At 65.9% G+C, this 20,258-nt stretch carries 17 protein-coding genes and 1 other RNA gene; 5 read left to right on the top strand and 13 right to left on the bottom strand.

The features are described 5' to 3' along the window. Positions 1-20 precede the first annotated feature (20 nt). Positions 21-989 (bottom strand): carbonic anhydrase, encoded by a 969-nt coding sequence (locus tag C1O66_RS01500; protein WP_102766226.1) that lies wholly within the window; start codon positions 987-989, stop codon positions 21-23. Positions 990-1,079: 90 nt separating this feature from the next. Next, entirely contained in the window at positions 1,080-2,288 is a 1,209-nt protein-coding gene (locus C1O66_RS01495) for a multidrug effflux MFS transporter (RefSeq protein WP_102766225.1), read from the bottom strand. 128 nt (positions 2,289-2,416) lie between these two features. Here C1O66_RS01495 and C1O66_RS01490 point away from each other — a divergent pair, with 128 nt between their 5' ends. Then, the gene (locus C1O66_RS01490; protein WP_165794417.1) at positions 2,417-3,415 is read left to right on the top strand and encodes a Gfo/Idh/MocA family protein; all 999 of its coding nucleotides are present in this window, start codon (positions 2,417-2,419) and stop codon (positions 3,413-3,415) included. A 682-nt stretch (positions 3,416-4,097) separates the two neighbouring features. Here C1O66_RS01490 and rnpB read toward each other — a convergent pair. Then, an RNA gene (rnpB, locus tag C1O66_RS01485) (RNase P RNA component class A) lies at positions 4,098-4,470 on the bottom strand. A gap of 113 nt (positions 4,471-4,583) precedes the next feature. Here rnpB and cysK point away from each other — a divergent pair. Next, the gene (gene cysK / locus C1O66_RS01480) at positions 4,584-5,501 is read left to right on the top strand and encodes a cysteine synthase A (protein ID WP_102766223.1); all 918 of its coding nucleotides are present in this window, start codon (positions 4,584-4,586) and stop codon (positions 5,499-5,501) included. Positions 5,502-5,595: 94 nt separating this feature from the next. Here cysK and C1O66_RS01475 read toward each other — a convergent pair whose 3' ends face one another. The 4 genes from C1O66_RS01475 to pyrC are packed head-to-tail and all read right to left on the bottom strand — an operon-like array spanning position 5,596 to position 9,893. Then, positions 5,596-6,630 carry an FHA domain-containing protein gene (locus tag C1O66_RS01475; protein WP_102766222.1) on the bottom strand — a complete coding sequence of 345 codons (1,035 nt, stop codon included), beginning with the start codon at positions 6,628-6,630 and terminating at the stop codon, positions 5,596-5,598. Further along, a complete protein-coding gene (locus tag C1O66_RS01470) occupies positions 6,567-7,994 on the bottom strand; it encodes a S1 family peptidase (RefSeq protein WP_223696743.1) in 1,428 nt (475 codons plus the stop codon). Before C1O66_RS01470 ends, C1O66_RS01475 begins: the two co-directional genes overlap by 64 nt. A gap of 34 nt (positions 7,995-8,028) precedes the next feature. After that, complete coding sequence (locus C1O66_RS01465; protein ID WP_102766597.1) at positions 8,029-8,790, bottom strand: DUF3025 domain-containing protein; 762 nt, start codon at positions 8,788-8,790, stop codon at positions 8,029-8,031. A gap of 8 nt (positions 8,791-8,798) precedes the next feature. Next, complete coding sequence (pyrC, locus tag C1O66_RS01460) at positions 8,799-9,893, bottom strand: dihydroorotase (RefSeq protein ID WP_102766220.1); 1,095 nt, start codon at positions 9,891-9,893, stop codon at positions 8,799-8,801. Positions 9,894-9,963: 70 nt separating this feature from the next. Here pyrC and C1O66_RS01455 point away from each other — a divergent pair, with 70 nt between their 5' ends. Both C1O66_RS01455 and C1O66_RS01450 read left to right on the top strand, forming a co-directional pair. Then, positions 9,964-11,616, top strand: coding sequence for a GGDEF domain-containing protein (locus C1O66_RS01455; RefSeq protein WP_102766219.1), 1,653 nt, complete (start codon positions 9,964-9,966; stop codon positions 11,614-11,616). Between the two features lie 140 nt (positions 11,617-11,756). Beyond that, positions 11,757-12,659 carry a DUF4394 domain-containing protein gene (locus C1O66_RS01450; RefSeq protein ID WP_102766218.1) on the top strand — a complete coding sequence of 301 codons (903 nt, stop codon included), beginning with the start codon at positions 11,757-11,759 and terminating at the stop codon, positions 12,657-12,659. A 107-nt stretch (positions 12,660-12,766) separates the two neighbouring features. On the opposite strand, the gene C1O66_RS01445 is transcribed toward C1O66_RS01450, so the two are convergent. The 5 genes from C1O66_RS01445 to C1O66_RS01425 form a co-directional block, all read right to left on the bottom strand. Continuing rightward, on the bottom strand, positions 12,767-13,501 hold the full coding sequence (locus C1O66_RS01445; RefSeq protein WP_102766217.1) for an amino acid ABC transporter ATP-binding protein: 735 nt from the start codon (positions 13,499-13,501) through the stop codon (positions 12,767-12,769). Between the two features lie 117 nt (positions 13,502-13,618). Beyond that, positions 13,619-14,284: an amino acid ABC transporter permease gene (locus C1O66_RS01440; protein ID WP_102766216.1), complete on the bottom strand. Its 666-nt coding sequence runs from the start codon at positions 14,282-14,284 to the stop codon at positions 13,619-13,621. Further along, the gene (locus C1O66_RS01435) at positions 14,281-14,970 is read right to left on the bottom strand and encodes an amino acid ABC transporter permease (RefSeq protein WP_102766596.1); all 690 of its coding nucleotides are present in this window, start codon (positions 14,968-14,970) and stop codon (positions 14,281-14,283) included. The genes C1O66_RS01440 and C1O66_RS01435 overlap by 4 nt, the downstream gene beginning before the upstream one ends. Positions 14,971-15,139: 169 nt before the next feature. Further along, positions 15,140-16,042, bottom strand: coding sequence for an amino acid ABC transporter substrate-binding protein (locus C1O66_RS01430; RefSeq protein ID WP_102766595.1), 903 nt, complete (start codon positions 16,040-16,042; stop codon positions 15,140-15,142). A 247-nt stretch (positions 16,043-16,289) separates the two neighbouring features. Continuing rightward, entirely contained in the window at positions 16,290-17,216 is a 927-nt protein-coding gene (locus C1O66_RS01425; protein ID WP_102766594.1) for a LysR family transcriptional regulator, read from the bottom strand. Between the two features lie 242 nt (positions 17,217-17,458). On the opposite strand from C1O66_RS01425, the gene C1O66_RS01420 reads away from it, so the two are divergent. Then, a complete protein-coding gene (locus C1O66_RS01420; protein WP_102766215.1) occupies positions 17,459-18,127 on the top strand; it encodes a PEP-CTERM sorting domain-containing protein in 669 nt (222 codons plus the stop codon). 109 nt (positions 18,128-18,236) lie between these two features. Here the strand turns inward: C1O66_RS01420 and C1O66_RS01415 are convergent, their stop codons facing one another. Further along, on the bottom strand, positions 18,237-20,057 hold the full coding sequence (locus C1O66_RS01415) for an ABCB family ABC transporter ATP-binding protein/permease (RefSeq protein WP_102766214.1): 1,821 nt from the start codon (positions 20,055-20,057) through the stop codon (positions 18,237-18,239). Positions 20,058-20,258 lie beyond the last annotated feature (201 nt).

Below are 20,258 nucleotides of genomic sequence, written 5' to 3'. Positions count from 1 at the left end.
GCGAGAAAGGGCGCAGCCCCTCAGTTGCTCTCCTTGATCAGGCGCCCTGAACCGGCCTGGATGGGTCGGGCATTCATCGGGTAGAGGCGCGAGAAGATGGCGATCTGGTTGGGCGAGACCTGCACCGGCGTGCGCATCACCATCCAGAGCACGCCCTCGGAGCAGGGCGGCGTGGTCAGCGAGCCCATATAGGTGTAGTAGGCCCGGTTCTCGGGCAGCAGCTGGTTCAAGTCCAGCAAGCCCGGCGCGGGCAAGGCCTCGCCTTTTTCCAGCGGCAGGTTGTTCCAGATGGTTTGCACCAAGGCCTGGTCCTGACCGCGCTCCAGCAGCACGGCCACCACGGCCAGGCGGCCTTCGGCATCTTTGTGCACCAGATGGGCCACCATGTCGTACTGGCGGCCGTTGATGCGCTCTTCGCTGGGGCGGTGGAAGTGGAACTGCAGCAGCTCGAAACGCCGGCCCATGACCTGCAGCGCATTGCCCGGCGCCACATTGACCTGGATGGTGTGGCCGTTGTCCAGCACGGCGAAGCTGCTGGGGCGGTACTCGAACTGGATCTTCTCCAGATCGACACGAATGCCCTCGCGGATGTCGATCGGGCTCTGGCGCGTGCCCACCGCGCATTGGCGGAACTCGGGGCTCAGCTCGGCCCATTTGTCGGGTGCACCCTCGCCGGCATAGCCCCAGTGCACATGGCCCCCTGCGGCGCCATGCTTGGTCTCATGTCCGGCCTCGGCCTTGTTGGCCTTGCCGCCCTTGGCCTTGGTGCTCTTGCCGCCCTCCTCGCCGCCCTTGCTGGTGACTTTCATGCCCTTGGGCGACTCGGATTTGTCGCTCAGTCGCTCCGCCAGACGCTGGCGCAACACATCGAGCGACTCATCGGCCGCCCGGGCTGGCGCCAGCGACATCAGGCTCAACAAGGACAGACACAGGATGAGAGGGCGAAGCCGTGGCCGCCGCGTGATGGGTTCAGACTTGGATTCAGACATGCGCAACTCCCGGCCCGAGAACCGGGCCTGCTCGTCATGTCTTCGGACAAAACCGCGCCGGCTTGAGATCCGGCAAACGCTGCGCCCGACTCAGGACGGCACGTCGCCCTTGATCCACAGCCAGGACAGCAGGCCGATGCTCATCAGCCCCATCGAGGCCAGGGCCAGCGCGAGCGTGGAGTGCATGACCAGGGGCACGACCACGCCAGCCACCAGGCCGTTGGCCGCGCTGCCGATGCAGGCCTGCAGCGAGGACGCCATGCCGCGCCGCTCAGGCACGACATCGAGCACCATCAGCGTCACCACCGGCACCATCAGCGCCCAGCCGAAGGAGAAGGTCGAAATCACCGGCAGGGCCCAGAAAGGACTGGGGGGCAGCAGCAGGTTGAGCGTCACATTGAGCAGCGACACCAGCACCATGATGGTGAAGCCAATGCGGATCTGGCGCTTGGGCTGGATGCGCCCGGCCAGCCGGCCGCTCAGCGCCGCACCGCCCATGATGCCGCCGATGGAAAAACAGAAAAACCAGAAGAACTGCGTCGGCGCCAGCTGCAGATGCTCGCCCACGAACACCGGCGCCGCCAGCACGTAGAGAAACATGCCGTTGAACGGGATGCCGCTGGCCAGGGCCAGCAGCACGAAGCGGCGGTTGATGACCAGCTGCCGGTAGCCACGCATCAGCTCGCCAACGTGGAAACGATGGCGGTCTTTCTCATGCAGGGTTTCGGGCAGCAGGCGCCAATTGGCCACCAGCAGAGCCACGCCCACCAGCACCAGGAACCAGAAGATGGAATGCCAGTCGGCATGCACGAACAGAAAGCCGCCCACCATGGGCGCAATCGCCGGCGCCACGCCGAAGAAGATGGTCACCTGCGACATCACCCGCTGCGCCTCGGACGGCGGGAACATATCGCGGATGATGGCGCGCGACACCACGATGCCGGCCCCGGCCGACATGCCCTGGACCGTGCGCCAGAACACCAGCTGGCCGATGCTGCCAGCCAAGGCGCAACCGACCGAGGCCAGCGTGAACACCGCCATGCCCACCAGCACCACTGGCCGCCGGCCGAAGCTGTCGGACAAGGCGCCGTGGAACAGATTCATCACCGCAAAGCCCAACAGGTAGCTGGACAAGGTCTGCTGCATCTCCACCGGCGTGGCCTGCAAGGCCGCGGCAATGCCCGCAAAGGCCGGCAGATAGGTGTCGATGGAGAACGGGCCCACCATGCCCAAGCCGGCCAACAAGACGGCCAAGGCCCAACGGGGTGCGCGCCACAAACGGCTGGCTTCGGGATTCATGGAAGGGGCTGCGGGCTCAGACGAGGTTCACACGCGCGGCGACGATGCCTGGTGAAACGGAGCGCCGCCAGTGTAGCGGCCGCCCCTACACTGCGCGCCTCCAAGGCTTTGCACAGCGAACACACACCATGAGCACGGACGGCACCAAGGCAGACTTTTTGAATCTGGGCGTGATCGGCCTGGGCGTGATGGGCCAACGCATGCTGGAGCGGCTGCAGGGCCACGCCCGCCTGCGCGCCCGCTGGGTCTGGGACGCCAACCCGGCGGCCCTGGCCCAGACCCTGGCGCGCTACCCCCATCTGCGCGCTGCTGACAGCGCCGAGGCCTTGATCCAGAGCCCGGGCTTGCACAGCCTCTACATCGCCACGCCGCCGGCGGCCCATCTGCGCTTGAGCGAGCTGGGTTTCGACGCCGGCCTGGCCGTCTTCTGCGAGAAGCCGCTGACGGTGGACTTCCCCGGCGCGCGCCGCTGCATCGCCCGCATCGCGGCCGAGGGCCAGCGCGCGGCGGTCAACTTCGCCCTCGCTTCCTCGCCGGGCCTGGCCTTGCTGCAACAGCGCTTCGGCGCGATGGCCAGCGCGCCCAGCCTGGGCCGCTTGCAGCACATCGAACTGGAGCTGGCTTTTGCCGCCTGGCCGCGCCCCTGGCAGGCCGCCGCGGGCGCTTGGCTGGCCGAGCGTGAGGAAGGCGGCTTCAGCCGCGAGGTGATGTCGCACTTCATCTTCGCAGCCCAGCGCGTGCTGGGCCCGGCCCGACTGCTGCGTAGCGAGGTTCTTTTCCCCTCTGAGGGCCGAGGCGCCGAAACCCAGCTGACCGCTGAACTCGAGATCGGCGGTGTGCCCTTGCGCATCCACGGCCGTGTCGGCGGCGAACAAGCCGACCTCAATCGCATGGTCTGGCAAGCCGAGCACGGCACGCTGGAACTGGGCGAATGGTTCACCCGCATTCAGGACACCAGCACCTCCGCCGAGGCTTTGGCCCCGGAACTGCAACGCGAACGCAGCCGCCTCGACCAGCTCGATCAATGGGTCGCCCTGATCCAAGGCCGCCGCCACGGCCTGCCCGGCTTCGCCGAAAGCCTGGCCGTTCAGGAAACCATTGAGGCACTGCTGCAAGCGCCGGCCTGAGGACAAGGTTCGACAGGCTGGTTGCGGCACCTTGCGGTCGTCCAGTGCGCTGATCGCTCACGCTGCGGTGTCTCGTCCCGCCGCCGGACTCATGGTTCGCGGGTCGGCTCTTCGAGCCGACTCCCCTCGGTGCTCACTGCGCGGCTCAGCGGCGCCAAACTCCCTCCGTTCGCTGCGCTCACTGTGGTCAAACAGTGGCGCCGAGTCAGAGCTTGAAGCGCGTGAGTACACGCGCCTGAGCCGCTCCGCTGCGCCCTCGGCCGCGCACAAATCGCCCGTCGGCGGGCCGAGCCACCTCCGGAGGTGGCGTGTTCCACCGTTGATGAGGCAGATCGATCGCCATGCAAGCGCCCTGCAGTCCGGGCCGCTGCCGGGCGATTTGTGCCGGGCCGAGCAGCACAGCGCCTCGGGGCGCGCACGTACTCGTGCGCTTCAAGTTCTGACTTGGCGCTTCTGTCTGAACGAAGCGAACGCAGGGAGCGGAGTGAGTTATGCGCCAGCCCCGAGGCGCGAGCAGCGCAGGGAAGTCGGCCCGCCAGGGCCGACCCCGGAACCATGAGCCCGGTGGCGGCACGGGCTGCAGGGCCTCACGAGCAAAACCACCAAAGGCTGCTTCGTGCTGCCAGCCGCCCTACGCTCAGACTTGGTGACGCGGCGACGCGAGGTGGAAAGGAAAAAGAAAGAGTGAAGCAAGTCGATAGGCCGGATTCTGTGCAAGACCTGACCCTTGCGGGTCCGGTCCTGTGACCGCCATTCCTCTGGGCCGGACATCGCTGCCCGGCTCGGTGCCACCTACCCGCCCGCTCTGCGAGCCGCATCAATACGGGCCTACTTGGTGTTGCTGCGCGTAGAGATTGCCCGTTTCACCCGACCCCGGAGGCTGCGCTTCCGGTCCCGCCCGGCTTGCGCCCGGCACGTTTGATCGACTCGTCTCTGTTGCTCTGATCCTCGGCTCACGCCGGACAGCCGTTAGCTGCTACGCCGCTCTATGCAGTCCGGACCTTCCTCCAGTGCCATGTTTCCATGCTCGCACCAGCGGCGGTCTGACTTGCTTCACAGCGCCATTATCCCTGATGGCGCACACGGCATAAGCTCATCACGAAAACAGTGAAGGCTGGGCGCCAGCTCAGGCTAGCATTTGCGCTTCCCCCGGAAGGAGCCCCGCGCCATGAAAGTCAACAACATCCTCGCCACCATCGGCAACACGCCCCACATCCGCGTCCAGCGCCTGTTCGGCGCTGAGGCCCAGGTCTGGATCAAGTCCGAACGCAGCAACCCGGGCGGCTCCATCAAGGACCGCATCGCCCTGGCCATGGTGGAAGACGCTGAAGCGCGCGGCCTGCTGCAGCCCGGCGGCACCATCATCGAGCCGACCTCGGGCAACACCGGCGTCGGCCTGGCCATGGTCGCCGCGGTCAAGGGCTACAAGCTGATCCTGGTGATGCCCGACAGCATGTCGGTGGAACGCCGCCGCCTGATGCTGGCCTACGGCGCCAGCTTCGACCTGACCCCGCGCGAAAAAGGCATGAAGGGCGCCATCGCCCGCGCCCAGGAACTGCTGAGCCAGCATGAGAACGCATGGATGCCCCAGCAATTCGAGAACCCGGCCAATATCGATGTCCATGTGCGGACCACCGCCCAGGAAATCCTGCGCGACTTCCCCGAAGGCCTGGATGCACTCATCACTGGCGTGGGCACCGGCGGCCACATCAGCGGCTGCGCCAAGGTGCTGAAGCAACACTGGCCGCAGCTCAAGGTCTTTGCCGTCGAGCCCTCGGCCTCGCCCGTGATCAGCGGCGGCGCGCCAAGCCCGCACCCGATCCAGGGCATCGGCGCCGGCTTCATCCCGGTCAATCTGAAAACCGAATTGCTGGACGGCGTGATCCAGGTCGAGGCCGAAGCCGCGCGCGAGTACGCACGCCGCAGTGCTGCGCAGGAAGGCCTGCTGGTCGGCATCTCCAGCGGCGCCACCCTGGCCGCCATCGCGCAGAAGCTGCCCGAGCTGGGCGCCGGCGCTCGCGTGCTGGGCTTCAACTACGACACCGGCGAACGGTATCTCTCGATCGAGGGCTTCCTGCCGGCTTGATGATAGGCGCCTGAGTCGCGCAACAAACACAAGGCCCGGGCTCGCAACACGCGGGCCCGGGCCTTGTCATTGGAAGAAGCGAAATTCCGTGCGCTCAGTCCTGCTCACCCTCGCTGCTGGGCGTGTCGTTGTCTTTGCTGGCCTGGCGGGCCAGTTGCGCTTCCAGCGGCCGCAGGGCGTCGATCAAGGCTTCGGGCGGCTTCGGGTTGACCAGGCGGAAGGACGGCGGCGGCAAGGCGCTCAGGTAACTGGGGCCGAACCAATGCTGCTGCTCCAGGCGGCGCGCCACGGTCAGCACCATCACCGTGGCCAGGCCGGCCGTGATGGCCAGGGCCAGCCAACGCCGCCCGCGCGGCCACACCAGGATGGCATGCCACCACAACAGCGCCGCCACGCCCGCCGGAAAGACCAGCGCATCGACCACCAGCAAGCGCGGCCAGCTCAGGGCATAGGCCAGCAGCGGCAGGCCAAAACTCAGCAGATGCAGGCCCGTCACGCCCACCAGCGCCCGGCGCAGATGGGTGGCGAAGGGAAAGCGATGCTGGAACAGCTGAGTCACCAAGGACCACAGCGCCGCCCAGCCCAGGATCACCGCCAGCGGGCCGAGCACGGCGCCGCTGTAATCGACCCACGGTGAACCCGGATTGAGCGCCGACCATTGGTCAAACCACAGCAGGCCCAACCAGAGCGCCAGCAGGCCTGGCACCCAGCCGGCCGCCACCTTGGCGGCCCGTTGCTGGTGGGCCTGCATGGGCTGCTCGGCGGCCAGGCGCTCCTCGCTGCTGCGCCAGCGCAGGTGCGTGGCGCCCAGCTGGAAGGCCGCGGCGGGCTGCAGATCGGCCACCTCGCCCTCGCGCAAGCGGCGCTCGCCCAGCCAGCCGCCGTTGAGGCTGGGCAGCAGGCGCAGGCGCGGGCCTTGATCGTCCCAGAGCAGTTGGGCATGTTCGGCCGCCACATGGCCGTCTTCCAGCACCACATCGCAAAGCACCGAGCGGCCGATCAGGGCCGGCCACTGCTGCACCCGCTGGACCGAACGGACTTCGCCGTCGCGGCCCAGCACCTCGATCACCGCGATGCGCTGGGGCTGTTGCTGCTGCTGTTCTTGTCGTTGTTCTTCTTGGCGGTCCATGCAAAACCTTCCAGGTAATGGGCGCTCAACTTCAGCGCATTGTCGAAGCTGACGCCGCGGGCGTCGAAGCGGCCCAGCGCGCCTTCGGTGCTGGCGTCCACCGTGGTGACCAGCACGCTCAGGTCATGCAGACCGCTGAGCTTGCGGTAGGCACGCAGGCACACCACGGCGCGCAGCGGCAGGCCGGCGCGGTCGACAAACTCTTCCTTGCAAAACGGTGCGGTGCGGTCCTTGTCATCGCGGCCCAGGCGCTCGTTGCGGAAGCTGCCCGAATACTGCTTGGCAAAGCGGATGGCGCCGAGTTTGGCGCCGTCGTAGGCCTCGTGAGACATGTCCAGGTAGCCGGTCTGCATGGCATCACTGACAAAGACGGCGTGCTCCATGCGGCACTGCGAGCGCTGGAACTCCAGTCCCTTGGTGTCGGCCGGCGTGCCGCGGCCCCAGCAGCGCATGAACTGCTCCTGCGGCACCGGCAGCTGATAGCGGCTGTGACCGGCCGAAGCCCAGGGTTGGGCCACGAAACGCGTCACCAGCTCGTCCTGGTAACGCAGCAGCTGCTCGCGCAGGCGCGGCCAGGCCGGCGCACTCAGGGGCTTGGCCGTGCGGCTGCGCTCGAACAGCTGACGGGCAAACTCACCGGGCACCAGAAAGCTCATCTGCTGGGCAAAGAACATGGCCGAGACATTGACGCCGACCACCCGCCCGTCTTCGTCCACCACCGGGCCGCCGCTCATGCCCGAGTTGATGCTGCCCGAGTAATAGATCAGCGGATCGAAGCTGCGCTCGACCAGGCCGTTGAAATTGCCCTCGACCACAGCAAAGGCCACATCGTGCGGATTGCCCATCGAGTAGATACGGTCGCCCTTGGCCAGCGGACGGTCGGCCGGGCGGAAGCTCAAAGCGCCCCGCCCTTTCAAGGCTCCGGCGGGCGCGCGCAGCAGGGCCAGATCGCGGCGCACATCGAAGTCCAGCAGCTCCAGCTGTCCCTCCTGCCCCTCGGTCGTGGCGTAGCGCAGGCGGTAACGCTCAGGCTCCAGGGCGAACTGGCTGATCACGTGGTAGTTGGTCAGCACATGGCCGTCTTCGCTGACCAGAAAACCCGAGCCCACCGAGGCCTGGCTGTCCTGGGTCTTGAGCAAAGTGCGGATCTGCAGCAGCTGGGCGCGCGTGCCCTCGTAGACGCGGCGCGCCGTGGCCGACACGGCGGCCGGGGCTGAAGCCGCAGCAGCTGCCGGCGGCGGCGTCACGGCCGGCGACGGGGCCGCCGAGGCGACACCGAGCAGCCCCCCAAACATGAGGCTGCCCATGAGCCCCACGAGCGGCCGAAGCAGGCGCGCCGAGGGCTGAAGGAGAAATCGGAACAAGTGGAACCTCCCAAGGTTCAGAGAAGCGGCGATGCTAGCCGGTTTGTACCCGCACGCCGGGGCGGAACACCCCGGGGTCGTCATAGAAATCCGCGTTTTCATTGGCCGGCCACCAGCCGGGCACGCCTAGCACCGGCAGCGGCACAAAAGGCTTGTGCCGCAGGCACTCCGGCGCCAGCCAGCGGCCACTCGCGTCTTGCGCATCGGCTGCCTCGGGCAGGATCAGCACATGGGCGCAGATGGGCTTGCGCGGCTGCAGCAGCTTTTCCATCAAGGCATGGCCCACCAGTTGCAGCCGCGCCTGGGCCCAGAGCGGGCGCAAGCGGCCGAACAGCGCGGTCCAGTCACGCTCACGCAGAGCCGCCCGCAGCGATTCGGGCCCCTGCAAAAAGGCGGCGTTCTCATCCAGCAGGGTCAGGGCATCGCGCAGCGGGCCACGCTGCGCCTGCACGCCGCCGCTCTCGGTCAAGGCTTGCAGATGGAGTGCGTTGAGCCGGGTCTTGAGCCCGGGCCAGTGCAGCCAGACCAGGCCGTTGAACAAATCATGGGCGTTGTCGCGCGTCGGCACGCAGGCGCTGCGGTGGATGAAGGCCTCGTAGGCCTCGCCCTCGGGCAGCTCATCCTGGGCCACAAAGCGCAGCGGGCCGGCCTCGAGCAAGACCGGGGGCCCCGCGCGCAGCTGGGCATTGAGCGCCTCGGCCACGCGGGCGCCGGCGGCGAGGTCAGCCGCCAGCGCCAGCCCACGTGCGCGGTAGGGCGCCAGCCAGGGCGCGGACCAATCGATGCCGAAATCCAGCGCCGAACTCAGAGCAGTTTCCAGCCCAGGGTTTCGCCGCCACGCAGGGGCTTGAGTTCGGCCGCGCCGAAAGGCACGGCGCTGGGCAGGGTCCACTCTTGCTTGACCAGGGTGACCTGGCCGCTGTTGCGCGGCAGCTTGTAGAAATCGGGGCCGTTGAAGCTGGCGAAGGCCTCCAGCTTGTCCAGCGCGCCCATGGCTTCAAAAGCCTCGGCGTACAGCTCCAGGGCCGAAAGGGCGGTGAAGCAGCCGGCGCCGCAGACCGAGTTTTCCTTCATCTGCGAGGCGTGCGGCGCGCTGTCGGTGCCGAGGAAGAACTTCTTGCTTCCCGAGGTGGCGGCCTCGATCAAGGCGCGGCGGTGCAGCTCGCGCTTGAGCACGGGCAGGCAGTAGTAGTGCGGGCGCAGGCCGCCGGTGAAGATGGCGTTGCGGTTGTAGAGCAGATGCTGGGGCGTCAGCGTGGCGGCCGTGAAGTCGTCCGCGCTGGCCACGTAGTCGGCCGCCTCCTTGGTGGTGATGTGTTCGAACACCACCTTGAGCTCGGGCATGTCGCGGCGCAACGGCTGCATCACACGGTCAATGAAAACCGCCTCGCGGTCGAAGACATCAATCTCGGGATCGGTCACCTCGCCGTGCACCAGCAGCAGCAGGCCGGCGCGCTGCATGGCCTCCAGGGTCTTGTAGGTCTTGCGGATGTCGGTCACGCCGGCATCGCTGTTGGTGGTGGCACCGGCCGGATACAGCTTCAGGGCGACGACGCCGGCGTCCTTGGCGCGCTCGATCTCCTCGACCGGGGTCAGGTCGGTCAGGTACATGGTCATCAAGGGCTGGAAGTCCAGACCCTCCGGCACGGCGGCCAGGATGCGCTCGCGGTAGGCGATCGCTTGCGCGGCCGTGGTCACCGGCGGGCGCAGATTGGGCATGATGATGGCCCGGGCGAACTGACGGGCTGTGTAGGGCAGCACGCTTTGCAAGGCCGCCTCGTCGCGAACATGCAGATGCCAGTCATCGGGCCGGGTGATACTCAGGGTCTGAGCCGCCGCCGAGACGGGGGCAGACGAAGAGGAAGCTGAAGGAGTGGAGGAGGAAGTTGTGTGCGCCATGCCCGTGATTGTCCCAAATCCTGTCCGGCGTGCCGAGCATGCCGCCGCGGCGTCTTGAAGGCCCTGCCCCATGTCTCAGCACCGCACACCTGACCCTGAGCTGCAGCGCAGCTACACCCTGCTGGACCAGGGCCAGCTGGGCGAAGCCCGCCGCCTGGCCCAGCAATGCCTGGAGCAGGCCCGCGAGGCCGGCGACGAACTCGCCAGCAGCCGCGCCAGCATTGCGCTGGGCTTGATTGCCGCCTACGACTCGCGCCACGAAGAGGCCATGCAGCTGCTGCTGCCCCATGTGCCGGTGCTGGAGGCGACCGAGGCCCGCAAGGAGCTGTGCCGCGCTTACAGCGTGCTGGGTTTTTCGCTCGGCGTGCTGGGCGACCCGGAGCGCGGCCTGGAATGGGCCAGCAAGGCCCTGGCCCTGGCCGAGCAGCAACAGTCCTCGCGAGAGCTGGTGCGCGCGCAGCTGAACCGGGCCGTGCTCTTCAACCAGATGGGCGACTGGCAGCGCGCCGAGCTGAGCCTGCGCGCCGGCATCGAGGAAGCACAAGGCCATGGCTACGGACCCTCGGCCACGGCCGGCCTGTCCAACCTGGCGGAGATCCACCTGAGCCAGGCCCTGCGCTGCCGCGAGCGCCACGACGACGCCGGCGCTGCGCGCCACGCCCAGGATGCCGGCCATTGGTACGAACGGGCCATCGAGTCCTGCATCATCCATGGCCTGGACAACATCCTCGGCGAGGCCTACGCGAAACTGGCACGCGCCCAGGTGCTGCAAAGCCAGATGGCCGGCGTGCCCGGTCTGCTTCAGCGCGCGGCCGGCCTGTCCAGCGACAGCCCGGTGCTGCGCGCCGAGGTCAGCCTGACCCAGGGCATGGCCGCTGCCGAAAGCGGCCGCGAGCAAGACGCCCGCCACGCGCTGGAACATGCGCTGCACATCGCCCAGGAATGCCACGAACCCGATCTGGTGCACCAGATCTTGTTCGAGCTCAGCCATCTCGAGCGCAGCTACGGCCATCTTCAGGCCGCGCTGCAGCGCTTCGAGGAACGCCACCATCTGATGATGGAGCATTTCAAACGCCGCCTGCGCATGGTGGCGCGTAGCGCCGAAGTCTGGGCCGAGGCGGAGCAAGCGCGGCTGGCGGCACGCGCCGCCATCGAGCGCGAGGCCGAACTGATCCGCAGCCAGAGCGAGCTGCTGGCCCGCGCCGCCCAGCTGCAGCAGGACGCCATGTGCGACGGCCTGACCGGCCTGCTCAACCGCCGCGGCCTGGAGGCCCAGGCCCGCACGCTCTGGGGCCCGGGCCAGAGCGACAGCCCGCTGAGCCTGGCCGTCATTGACGCCGACCATTTCAAGCGCATCAACGACGACTGCGGCCACGCCACCGGCGACGCCGTGCTCAAGCAGCTGGGCCAGCTGCTGCAACAGGACATCCGCGCCAGCGACGTGCTGGCGCGCATGGGCGGCGAGGAGTTTGTGCTCGTGCTGCCCGATCGCACGCTGGACGAGGCCCAGCGCATCTGCGAGCGCGTGCGCCAACGCGTGGCCGAGGGCAACTGGCAGCAGTGCGGCAGCCACCTGCCGGTCAGCATCAGCATCGGCCTGAGCCAACGTCAGCCGGGCGACGACCTGGAGACCCTGCTACGCCGCGCCGACCAGCTGATGTATGCCGCCAAAACCGCCGGGCGCAACTGCGTGCGGAGCAGCCCGGGCAGCGAGACCTCCTGAGGCCGGTGGCTGGGGTGGGCTACGGGCCGGGCCAGAGCCGGAACAGCTGCACGGTCTTTGCCGGCATGTGCGCGCACGAAGGCTGCCCGCGTGGCAGCATCGGACGCTGGATTGTTGAACTCCTGCGAGGACCGCCCGCCATGCCCCGAACACCCGCCCTACCCGCTTCGCTCCTGTCCGCCGCGTCGATCGCCTGTGCGGCCCTGTTCCTGGGAGGCTGCAGCAGCGTGCCGGAAGAAGTGCCGGGGCCGCCGGCCAAGGAGATGATCTACGCCGTGACCACGGCCCAGCAGTTGATCCAGTTCAATGCCGGCCAACCCCAGCGGCTGCTGAGCAGCAAACCGCTGCGCGGCCTGGCGCCGCAGGATCGCTTGCTGGGCATCGACTATCGCGTGGCCAAGGGCCAGCTCTACGGCCTGGGCGCCAGCGGTCAGCTCTACCGCATCAACACGCAGGACGGCAGCGTCAGCACCGTGGGCACGCCATCGGCCTTGCCGAGCGAAGGTGCCCAGGAATGGGGTTTTGATTTCAACCCGACCGTGGATCGCATCCGCGTGGTCAACGACGCCGGCTTCAATCTGCGCCTGCATCCGGACACCGGCGCCGTGGTGGATGGCAACGCCGAACAGCCCGGCCTGCAATTCGATGGCCGCTTGGCTTTTGACGCCGGTGATGTGAACGCCGGCAAGCCCGTGGCCCTGGTCGCTGCCGGCTACAGCTACAACAAGCGCGACGAAAAGATCACCACCAACTACGCGTTGGAAGGCCGGCAAGGCCTGCTGGTGCACCAGGGCAGCAAGGAGGGCGTGCAGCCCATGATCTCGCCCAACAGCGGGCGGCTGTTCACCATCGGCTCGCTGGGCATCGGGCCCTTCGAACAGGCCACGCTGGACATCTCCGACGTATCAAACGCAGCCTACTCTGCCATCAGCCGGGGCAGCAGCTCAAGCTGGTACCGCATCGATCTGGAGACGGGCCGGGCCACGCGCATCGGCACGATTGGCGGTGGCGCGGCGGTGGTGGGGGCGGCGATCGAGCCGTGAGGGCTGGGCGCGACTGAATCGATCCTTCAATCAGCCATGCCGCGCGAGACGCGGCCTGGCCTTCGCCGTGCGTCGGTGGGTCCGCAGGGACCCACCTCGGTCCCGGCTCAGTGCTGCAGGATCTTGGCCAGGAAGTCCTTGGCGCGCGGGGAGCGCTCCTCGGGCTTGCCGAAGAAGTCTTCGCGCTTGCAGTCCTCGATGATCTTGCCGGCGTCCATGAAGATGACGCGGCTGCTGACCTTTTTGGCGAAGCCCATCTCGTGGGTCACGCACATCATGGTCATGCCTTCCTGGGCCAGCTTGACCATCACGTCGAGCACCTCACCGACCATTTCCGGGTCCAGGGCCGAAGTGGGCTCGTCGAAGAGCATGACGATGGGGTCCATGCTGAGCGCACGGGCGATGGCCACGCGCTGCTGTTGGCCGCCGGAGAGCTGACCGGGGAATTTGTCCTTGTGCGCCGACAAGCCCACGCGGTCCAGCATCTTCAGGCCGCGGGTCTTGGCATCGTCGGGCGAGCGGCCCAGCACCTTGATCTGGGCCAGGGTCAGGTTCTCGGTCACGCTCAGATGCGGGAACAGCTCGAAGTGCTGGAACACCATGCCCACGCGCGAACGCAGCTTGGGCAGGTTGGTCTTGGGGTCGGCCAAAGAGATGCCATCGACGACGATGTCGCCCTTCTGGAAAGGCTCCAGCGCATTGACGGTCTTGATCAGCGTGGACTTGCCCGAGCCCGAAGGGCCGCAAACCACCACCACCTCGCCTTTTTGGATGCTGGTGGAACAGTCGGTCAGCACCTGGAAGCTGCCGTACCACTTGGAGACGTTCTTGATGTCGATCATGGATGAACTCCTGATTGATTGTTTGAGCGCGCAGAGCTCAAACGGTGCCGGGCCGCCCCAAACCGTTTGAGCCCCCCTCGGGGGGCGGCGGTGTACGCACCGCCGGGGGCTGCATGACTAGCGGATGATGGCGATCTTCTTTTGCAGGCGGCGCACCAGCATGGACATGCCGAAGCAGATGGCGAAATAGACCACCGTGGCCACCAGATAGGTCTCGACCGGGCGATTGAAATTGCGGCCCGCAGTCTCAAAACCCTTGAGCAGGTCGTAGGCGCCAATGGCATAGACCAGCGAGGTGTCCTGGAACAGGATGATGGTCTGGGTCAGCAGCACCGGCAGCATGTTGCGGAAGGCCTGAGGCAGCACCACCAGCTGCATGGTCTGGCCGTAGCTCATGCCCATGGCGTAGCCGGCGTAGGTCTGGCCCTTGGGCACGCTCTGGATGCCGGCACGCATGATCTCGGCGTAGTAGGCGGCCTCGAACAAGGTGAAGGTCAGCACCGCCGAGATCTCCGCACCCAGCGGACGGCCAATCACAAACGGGATCAGCAGGAAGAACCACAGAATCACCATCACCAGCGGAATGCTGCGCATGGTGTTGATGTAGCCAGCGGCCGGCAGGGCCAGCCAGGGCTTGCCGGACAGGCGCATCAGGGCCAGCACCGTGCCCAGGGCGATGCCGCCCACCATGGCGACCAGGGTCAGCTGCACCGAGAAGTAAAAGCCCTGCAGCACATAGCTGCCGATGACGGACCAGTTGAGAAAGCTGAAGTCGAGATTCATTGGGCGCTCCCCACCATGCCGGGCACGCGGGCACGCAGTTCAATGACTCGGGCCAGGGCAAAGATGGCGATCGAGGAGACAAAGTAGAGGCCAGTGACGGCCAGATAAACCTCGATGCCGCGCGAGGTTTCTTCCTGGGCCTGGCGGGCGAACATGATGAGCTCGGGCACAGAGACGGCAAAGGCCACGGCCGAGTTCTTGACGATGCCCATCGCCTCGCTGGTCAGCGGCGGGATGATGATGCGCAGGGCCACCGGCAGCAGCACATAGCGGTAGGTCTGAGGCAAGGTCAGACCCATGGCCAGGCCGGCATTGCGCTGGCCGCGCGGCAGGCTCTGGATGCCGGCCTTGACCTGCTCGGAAATCCGCGCCGAGGTGAAGAAGCCCAGGCCCAGCACCACCAGCAAGAAGCTGGGCACGGTCTTGAGCGCCGGCACGAGCTCGGGCACCACAAAGTACCAAAGGAAGACCTGCACCAGCACGGGAATGTTGCGAAACAGTTCGGTCCAGGCATCACCGATCAGCACCAGGGCTCGGCTCGGCGTGGTGCGCAAGATACCCACCAGCAGGCCGAAGAACAGCGCCACCAGCAAGGCCAGGCCGGACACTGACAGCGTCCAGCCCCAGGCCGACATCATCCAATCCAGATAGGTGATTTCGCCTGCGTTGCCCATGCAACGAGGCATCACCTCCTGGTCAATGGTGTTCTTGCAGAACACCTGCCAATCCCATGTCGTCGCCACTACAACTCTCCGATCAGAAAAACAGCGAGGCCACCGGGCGAGGTTTCCCGGCGGCCTCGTTCATGCAGACAGTGCGAAACCGTCTGGATTTTTCAGCCTGTCTTGCTCAGGCTCACTTCTTGGCGTAGTCCTCGGCCGGCTTGTCATTCGGGTGGGCCCAAGCGTTCTTGGTGTTCTCGTTGGCCGGCATGCCCACCTTGGTGTTGGTCGGCGGGATGGGCTGTTCGAACCACTTGCTCCAGGTCTTGGCGATGTCGCCCGACTTCATCTGGGCGATGATGCTGTCGTCCACGACCTTCTTGAAGGCCGGGTCGTCCTTGCGGATCATGATGGCGATCGGCTCGACCGACAGCACTTCACCGACGATCTTGAAATCAGCCGGGGTCTTGGCCTTGGCGATATTGCCGGCCAGGATGGCGCCGTCCATCACGAAAGCGTCGGCACGGCCCGACTCCAGCAGCAGGAAACTGTCGGCGTGGTCTTTGCCGAACACTTCCTTGAAATCCACGCCAGTGGCGCGCTCATGCTTGCGCAGCAATTGCACCGAGGTGGTGCCGGTGGTGGTGGCCACATTCTTGCCGTTGAGCTGGGCGATGCTGGTGATGCCGGAGCTGCCCTTCACGGCAATGCGCACTTCTTCCACGAAGGTGGTGACCGCAAAGGCCACGTCTTTTTGACGCGCCGCGTTGTTGGTGGTGGAGCCGCACTCGATGTCCACGGTGCCGTTCTGGACCAGAGGGATGCGGTTTTGCGAGGTGACCGGTTGGTACTTCACGTCCAGCTTGGCCAGACCCAGCGCCTTTTGCACATCGGCCAGGACCTTCTGGCAGATCTCGACGTGGTAACCCACGTACTTGCCGTCACCCAGGGTGTAGGACAGCGAGCCCGAGGACTCACGCACACCCATGGTCACGCTGCCGCTGTCCTTGATCTTCTTCAAGGTGTCCTGGGCTTGCGCCTGGGACAGGCCGGCGGCGGCCAGCAAAGCGAGGGCGAGCAGAGATTTCTTGTTCATGAACATGCACTCCAGATTCAAAGGCGGGATGGAAGGCGAAAGGGATGGCAAAAAAAGACCGGCTGGGTCAGCGACACGAAGCAGCACAGTCTAAGCAAGGGCCCGGGTGGGCCGTATTAAATTTCCTAAAACGCGGCTCGGTGCGGCCCGGCCCAGCATGTGCAGAGCAGACCACGGCCAGGCCGCGCGCCAAATACGTGTTTTTACGCAGGACGGTCGGCAAGGAACCGACTCTCAAGCCCGGCACTCAGGCCAGGCTCTTGTGCTGCGTCAGGAAATCCCAGAGGGCCTGGGCACCCGGCTTGCTGCGACGGCACAGCTCGGGTCGCTCACGATAGATGCGCAACTCCATGGTCAGCTCGAACTGCCCGGGCGGCGCCGCCTGAACCAGGCGCTGGGCTTGCAGTTCCTTCTTGACCGAACTGGCGGGCAAAAAGGTCAGGCCGTGGCCTTCCAGCGCCATGGCCTTCAGGCCCTCGGCCATGTCGGTTTCATAGATCGCATCGAGATTCAAGGGCAGGGTGCTGGCCTTGACGATCAGCTCGACCAGTCGGCCGAGATAAGCCCCCGAGGCGTAGCTCAAGAACGGAATTTTCTGCCCCGGATGGCCGGGCAGGCGGAACATGGGCTCACCCTGGGCATCGGCGCGGGCGTAGGCGGCCAGGGTTTCATGGCCGAGTGAGGCCATCTGGTAACGCTCCGGATCCAGCTGCAGGGGCTGGCTGGCATGGTGATAGACGATCAGCAGATCGCAATTGCCTTCGCTGAGCTGCAGCATGGCATCGTGCACATTGAGCGCATTGAGCCGGCACTTCAGGGCTCCAAATCGCTGACGCAGGTCCATCAGCCAATGCGGGAAGAAGCTGAAGGCCAGCGAATGCGGCACGGCGAACTCGATCATGTCCTGACCGGCCGACTGGTGGCTGCGCAGCATATTGCGCGTGGCCTGCAGCTGCCCCAGGATCTCGACCGCTTGAGCCAGCAGGGTTTCACCCGCCCCTGTCAGCCGGGTCGGGTAGGACGAGCGATCGACCAGGTCCACCCCCGCCCAGGCTTCCAGCGCCTGGATCCGGCGCGAAAAGGCCGGCTGGGTGACATGCCGAAGCTGGGCCGAGCGCGAAAAGCTGCGCGTCTCGGCCAGGCTCACGAAATCTTCAAACCACTTGGTTTCCACGCTTTCAGTGTAGCCCGGCACACAGCCACCCCTGGGAAACCCTGTGCCGCTTGAACTTTCGGGCACGCGGCCCCCTCAAGTGGAGGGGGCCAGGTCATGCCCAAGGACGGAGACTGTGTTTACAGTCCACCCCAGGGAGAAGGGAAGCCACGGTCGCGACGACAAGAGCCACCGTTCCAACCCATCAATGCGTTTGTTAGCAACTGCAATCCATTTTTCGACCGAAACAACGGGACCGGCTCATGAAAGCTCTGAAGACTCTGGTGGCATCGACCTTGATCGCTGTGACTGCGCCGTTGATGGCCAATCCGGTGCTGGACTTCCAGGTGGGTGGCTTTGCGACGCAGTCGCTGTTCACCAACAACCCCTACGCCAGCAGCAACATCAGCTTCTCGCAGAACGCATTGAACGTCGCAAGCAGCTATCGTGCTGGGGGTGAAGGCAACTTCTTCCAATCGCCTGTGACGGCCGGGGAGTCCGTCCGCGCTCTGTTTGTGGGCAACGCCAACAGCGTCGACATCTTTGTGAATGATCACTTTGATGATGAGTTGAAGTTTTCTTTCACAACCAACCCCACCGGTGAGGGCAAGGCCGTAATCTATGGCGATGTCGATGCCAACGGCAATCGTGCCGAGCTCGGCTCCGTTGTGCTGGGCAGCTCGGGTGCGGACTGCAAGGATGAGAACGGTGACATCGTCCTCGGTTACGTGTGTGTGTGGAAATCGGAAAGCCTCCGGGGCTTCACTGGCGCCAGTTTGATCCGCCTGACTGCCTCGTCCGGTGACTTCTATTTCGACAACATCGAGCTCGGTCGCGGCAGCAGCAACGTTCCCGAACCTACTTCCATCGCTTTGAGCCTGGCGGCCCTGGGTGCCCTGGCTTTGTCGCGCAAGCGCAAGCCACAGGCCTGATCGACACGCCAATGGCTGCGGCAGCTTTGATCTGCCGTTCCACGAAAAAGTCCGCCCTGTGCGGACTTTTTGTTTATCAGGCCCTGCAGGTCTTGTCTTCCTGCGGTGATCAGGTCTCAGCGCCGCTCTGCTGGAGACGCCACATGCGGGCATACAGGCCGTCCTGCTCCATCAAGACCGCGTGCGAGCCACGTTCGGCGATACGCCCACCTTCCATCACCAGGATCTCGTGCGCATCGACCACGGTGGACAGGCGGTGGGCAATGACCAGCACGGTCTTGTTCTGCGCCGCCGCCTCCAGCTCGGCCTGAATGGCGCGCTCGTTGCGGGAGTCCAGCGCCGAGGTGGCCTCGTCAAAAATCAGCAGCGGCGGATTCTTGAGCAGAGTGCGGGCGATCGCCACCCGCTGTTTTTCACCGCCACTGAGCTTGAGCCCGCGCTCGCCCACCAGGGTTTCATAGCCCCTGGGCGTGGCGCTGATGAAGTCATGGATGTGGGCGGCACGCGCAGCCTCTTCGATCTGCTCGCGGCTGGCGCCGGGGCGGCCGTAGGCGATGTTGTAGGCCACGGTGTCGTTGAACAGCACCGTGTCCTGCGGCACGATGCCGATGGCGCGCCGCAGGCTCGACTGCGTCACCTCGGACAGCGCCTGTCCATCGATGGTGATGCGGCCGGAATCGACGTCGTAAAAGCGATAGAGCAGCCGGGCCAGCGTGCTCTTACCCGCCCCGCTGGGGCCGACCACGGCCACTTTCTTGCCCGCCGGGATCTCAAAGCTCAAGCCTTGCAAGATCGGCCGGCTCGGCTCGTAGGCAAAGTGCACATCCTCAAAACGCACCGCAGCGCCCTGCACCACCAGCTCACGGGCACCCGGCCGGTCCGCCACCTCGCGCTCGCGCTCCAGCAGGCCGAACATCTTGTCCAGGTCGGTGAGGCTTTGCTTGATCTCGCGGTAGATCACGCCGAGAAAATTCAGCGGGATGTAGAGCTGGATCATGAAGGCATTGACCATGACCAGGTCGCCCAGGCTCATGGTGCCCGCCACCACCCCGGCCGTGGCACGCCAGAGCATCAGCACCAGTGCGCTGGCGATGATCAGCTGCTGGCCGGTGTTCAGCAGTGACAGCGTGGACTGCGACTTCAGCTGGGCGCGGCGCAGCTTCTCCAGGCTTTCGTCGTAGCGGCCCGCCTCGAAGTCTTCGTTGTTGAAGTACTTGACGGTCTCGTAGTTCAGCAGCGAGTCAATGGCCTTGCTGTGCGCCACCGAATCGAGCTCATTGAGCTGCTTGCGGAACTTGGTGCGCCACTCGGTCACCGTGATGGTGAAGCCGATGTAGAGCGCCAGGGCGCCGAGCGTGATCCAAGCAAAGGATGCGTCGAACTTGAAGGCCAGCAGGCCCAGCACCAAGGCCACTTCGATCAGCGTGGGCACGATGCTGTAGAGCGAGTACGAGATCAGCGAATGCACGGCGCGCGTGCCACGCTCGATGTCCCGGGTCATGCCGCCGGTCTGGCGCTCGAGATGGAAACGCAGGCTGAGGTCGTGCAGATGGCGGAAGACCTGCAGCGAGATGCTGCGTGCCGTGCCCTCGGTGGCCTTGGCAAAGATCAGCTCGCGCAGCTCGGTGAACAGCGAGGTCGACAGGCGCAGGCCGCCGTAGGCGAGCAAGAGGCCCAGGGGCAGCACCAGCATGCTCTCCGTGGAGCCGGGCTTGATCGCCAGGCTGTCGACCAGGGACTTGAGCAAGAGCGGCACGCCCACATTGCTGAACTTGGCCGCCAGCATGAAGCCCAGGGCCAGGCCCACACGCCAGCGGTAGCGCCACAGATAAGGCAGCAGCTTGCGGATGGTGGCCCAATCCGATCGCGCGGGGGCCGCCGCGGGTGCGGAAGCCGGGGGGGCTGTCAAAGCAGCAGTTCGATCACGCATGGCTTGTCGTCGCTCAAAAGCGCAGGCCTCGCCCCAATGGAGGCGGCTCTGCAGCGTCAGGTGTCATCAGGGCTGGATTCTCGGTGCTTTGCTCGCCAGAGGCTGACCCGCCGCCAAATAGGCACGGCCGTCCAGCGCGGCCACGGGCTTGAGCATCCGAGACCGATTCGATTGGCGGACAATTCAGCCCTTCTCGAACCA

The sequence above is a fragment of the Paucibacter aquatile genome (assembly GCF_002885975.1).
GTDB classification, from domain to species: domain Bacteria; phylum Pseudomonadota; class Gammaproteobacteria; order Burkholderiales; family Burkholderiaceae_C; genus Paucibacter_A; species Paucibacter_A aquatilis.
The sequence above is the reverse complement of the archived record's forward strand: the minus strand, read 5'-3'. Positions and strand labels throughout refer to the sequence as shown.

What these genes read in the sequence shown, in the direction of transcription:
- C1O66_RS01415 (WP_102766214.1), bottom strand. Translation starts at nt 20,057, where the DNA reads ATGCGTGATCGAACTGCTGCTTTGACAGCCCCCCCGGCTTCCGCACCC.
- C1O66_RS01450 (WP_102766218.1), top strand. Translation starts at nt 11,757, where the DNA reads ATGCCCCGAACACCCGCCCTACCCGCTTCGCTCCTGTCCGCCGCGTCG.
- cysK (WP_102766223.1), top strand. Translation starts at nt 4,584, where the DNA reads ATGAAAGTCAACAACATCCTCGCCACCATCGGCAACACGCCCCACATC.
- C1O66_RS01435 (WP_102766596.1), bottom strand. Translation starts at nt 14,970, where the DNA reads ATGCCTCGTTGCATGGGCAACGCAGGCGAAATCACCTATCTGGATTGG.
- C1O66_RS01440 (WP_102766216.1), bottom strand. Translation starts at nt 14,284, where the DNA reads ATGAATCTCGACTTCAGCTTTCTCAACTGGTCCGTCATCGGCAGCTAT.
- C1O66_RS01455 (WP_102766219.1), top strand. Translation starts at nt 9,964, where the DNA reads ATGTCTCAGCACCGCACACCTGACCCTGAGCTGCAGCGCAGCTACACC.
- C1O66_RS01500 (WP_102766226.1), bottom strand. Translation starts at nt 989, where the DNA reads ATGTCTGAATCCAAGTCTGAACCCATCACGCGGCGGCCACGGCTTCGC.
- C1O66_RS01490 (WP_165794417.1), top strand. Translation starts at nt 2,417, where the DNA reads ATGAGCACGGACGGCACCAAGGCAGACTTTTTGAATCTGGGCGTGATC.
- C1O66_RS01445 (WP_102766217.1), bottom strand. Translation starts at nt 13,501, where the DNA reads ATGATCGACATCAAGAACGTCTCCAAGTGGTACGGCAGCTTCCAGGTG.
- C1O66_RS01475 (WP_102766222.1), bottom strand. Translation starts at nt 6,630, where the DNA reads ATGGACCGCCAAGAAGAACAACGACAAGAACAGCAGCAGCAACAGCCC.
- C1O66_RS01420 (WP_102766215.1), top strand. Translation starts at nt 17,459, where the DNA reads ATGAAAGCTCTGAAGACTCTGGTGGCATCGACCTTGATCGCTGTGACT.
- C1O66_RS01495 (WP_102766225.1), bottom strand. Translation starts at nt 2,288, where the DNA reads ATGAATCCCGAAGCCAGCCGTTTGTGGCGCGCACCCCGTTGGGCCTTG.
- C1O66_RS01430 (WP_102766595.1), bottom strand. Translation starts at nt 16,042, where the DNA reads ATGAACAAGAAATCTCTGCTCGCCCTCGCTTTGCTGGCCGCCGCCGGC.
- pyrC (WP_102766220.1), bottom strand. Translation starts at nt 9,893, where the DNA reads ATGGCGCACACAACTTCCTCCTCCACTCCTTCAGCTTCCTCTTCGTCT.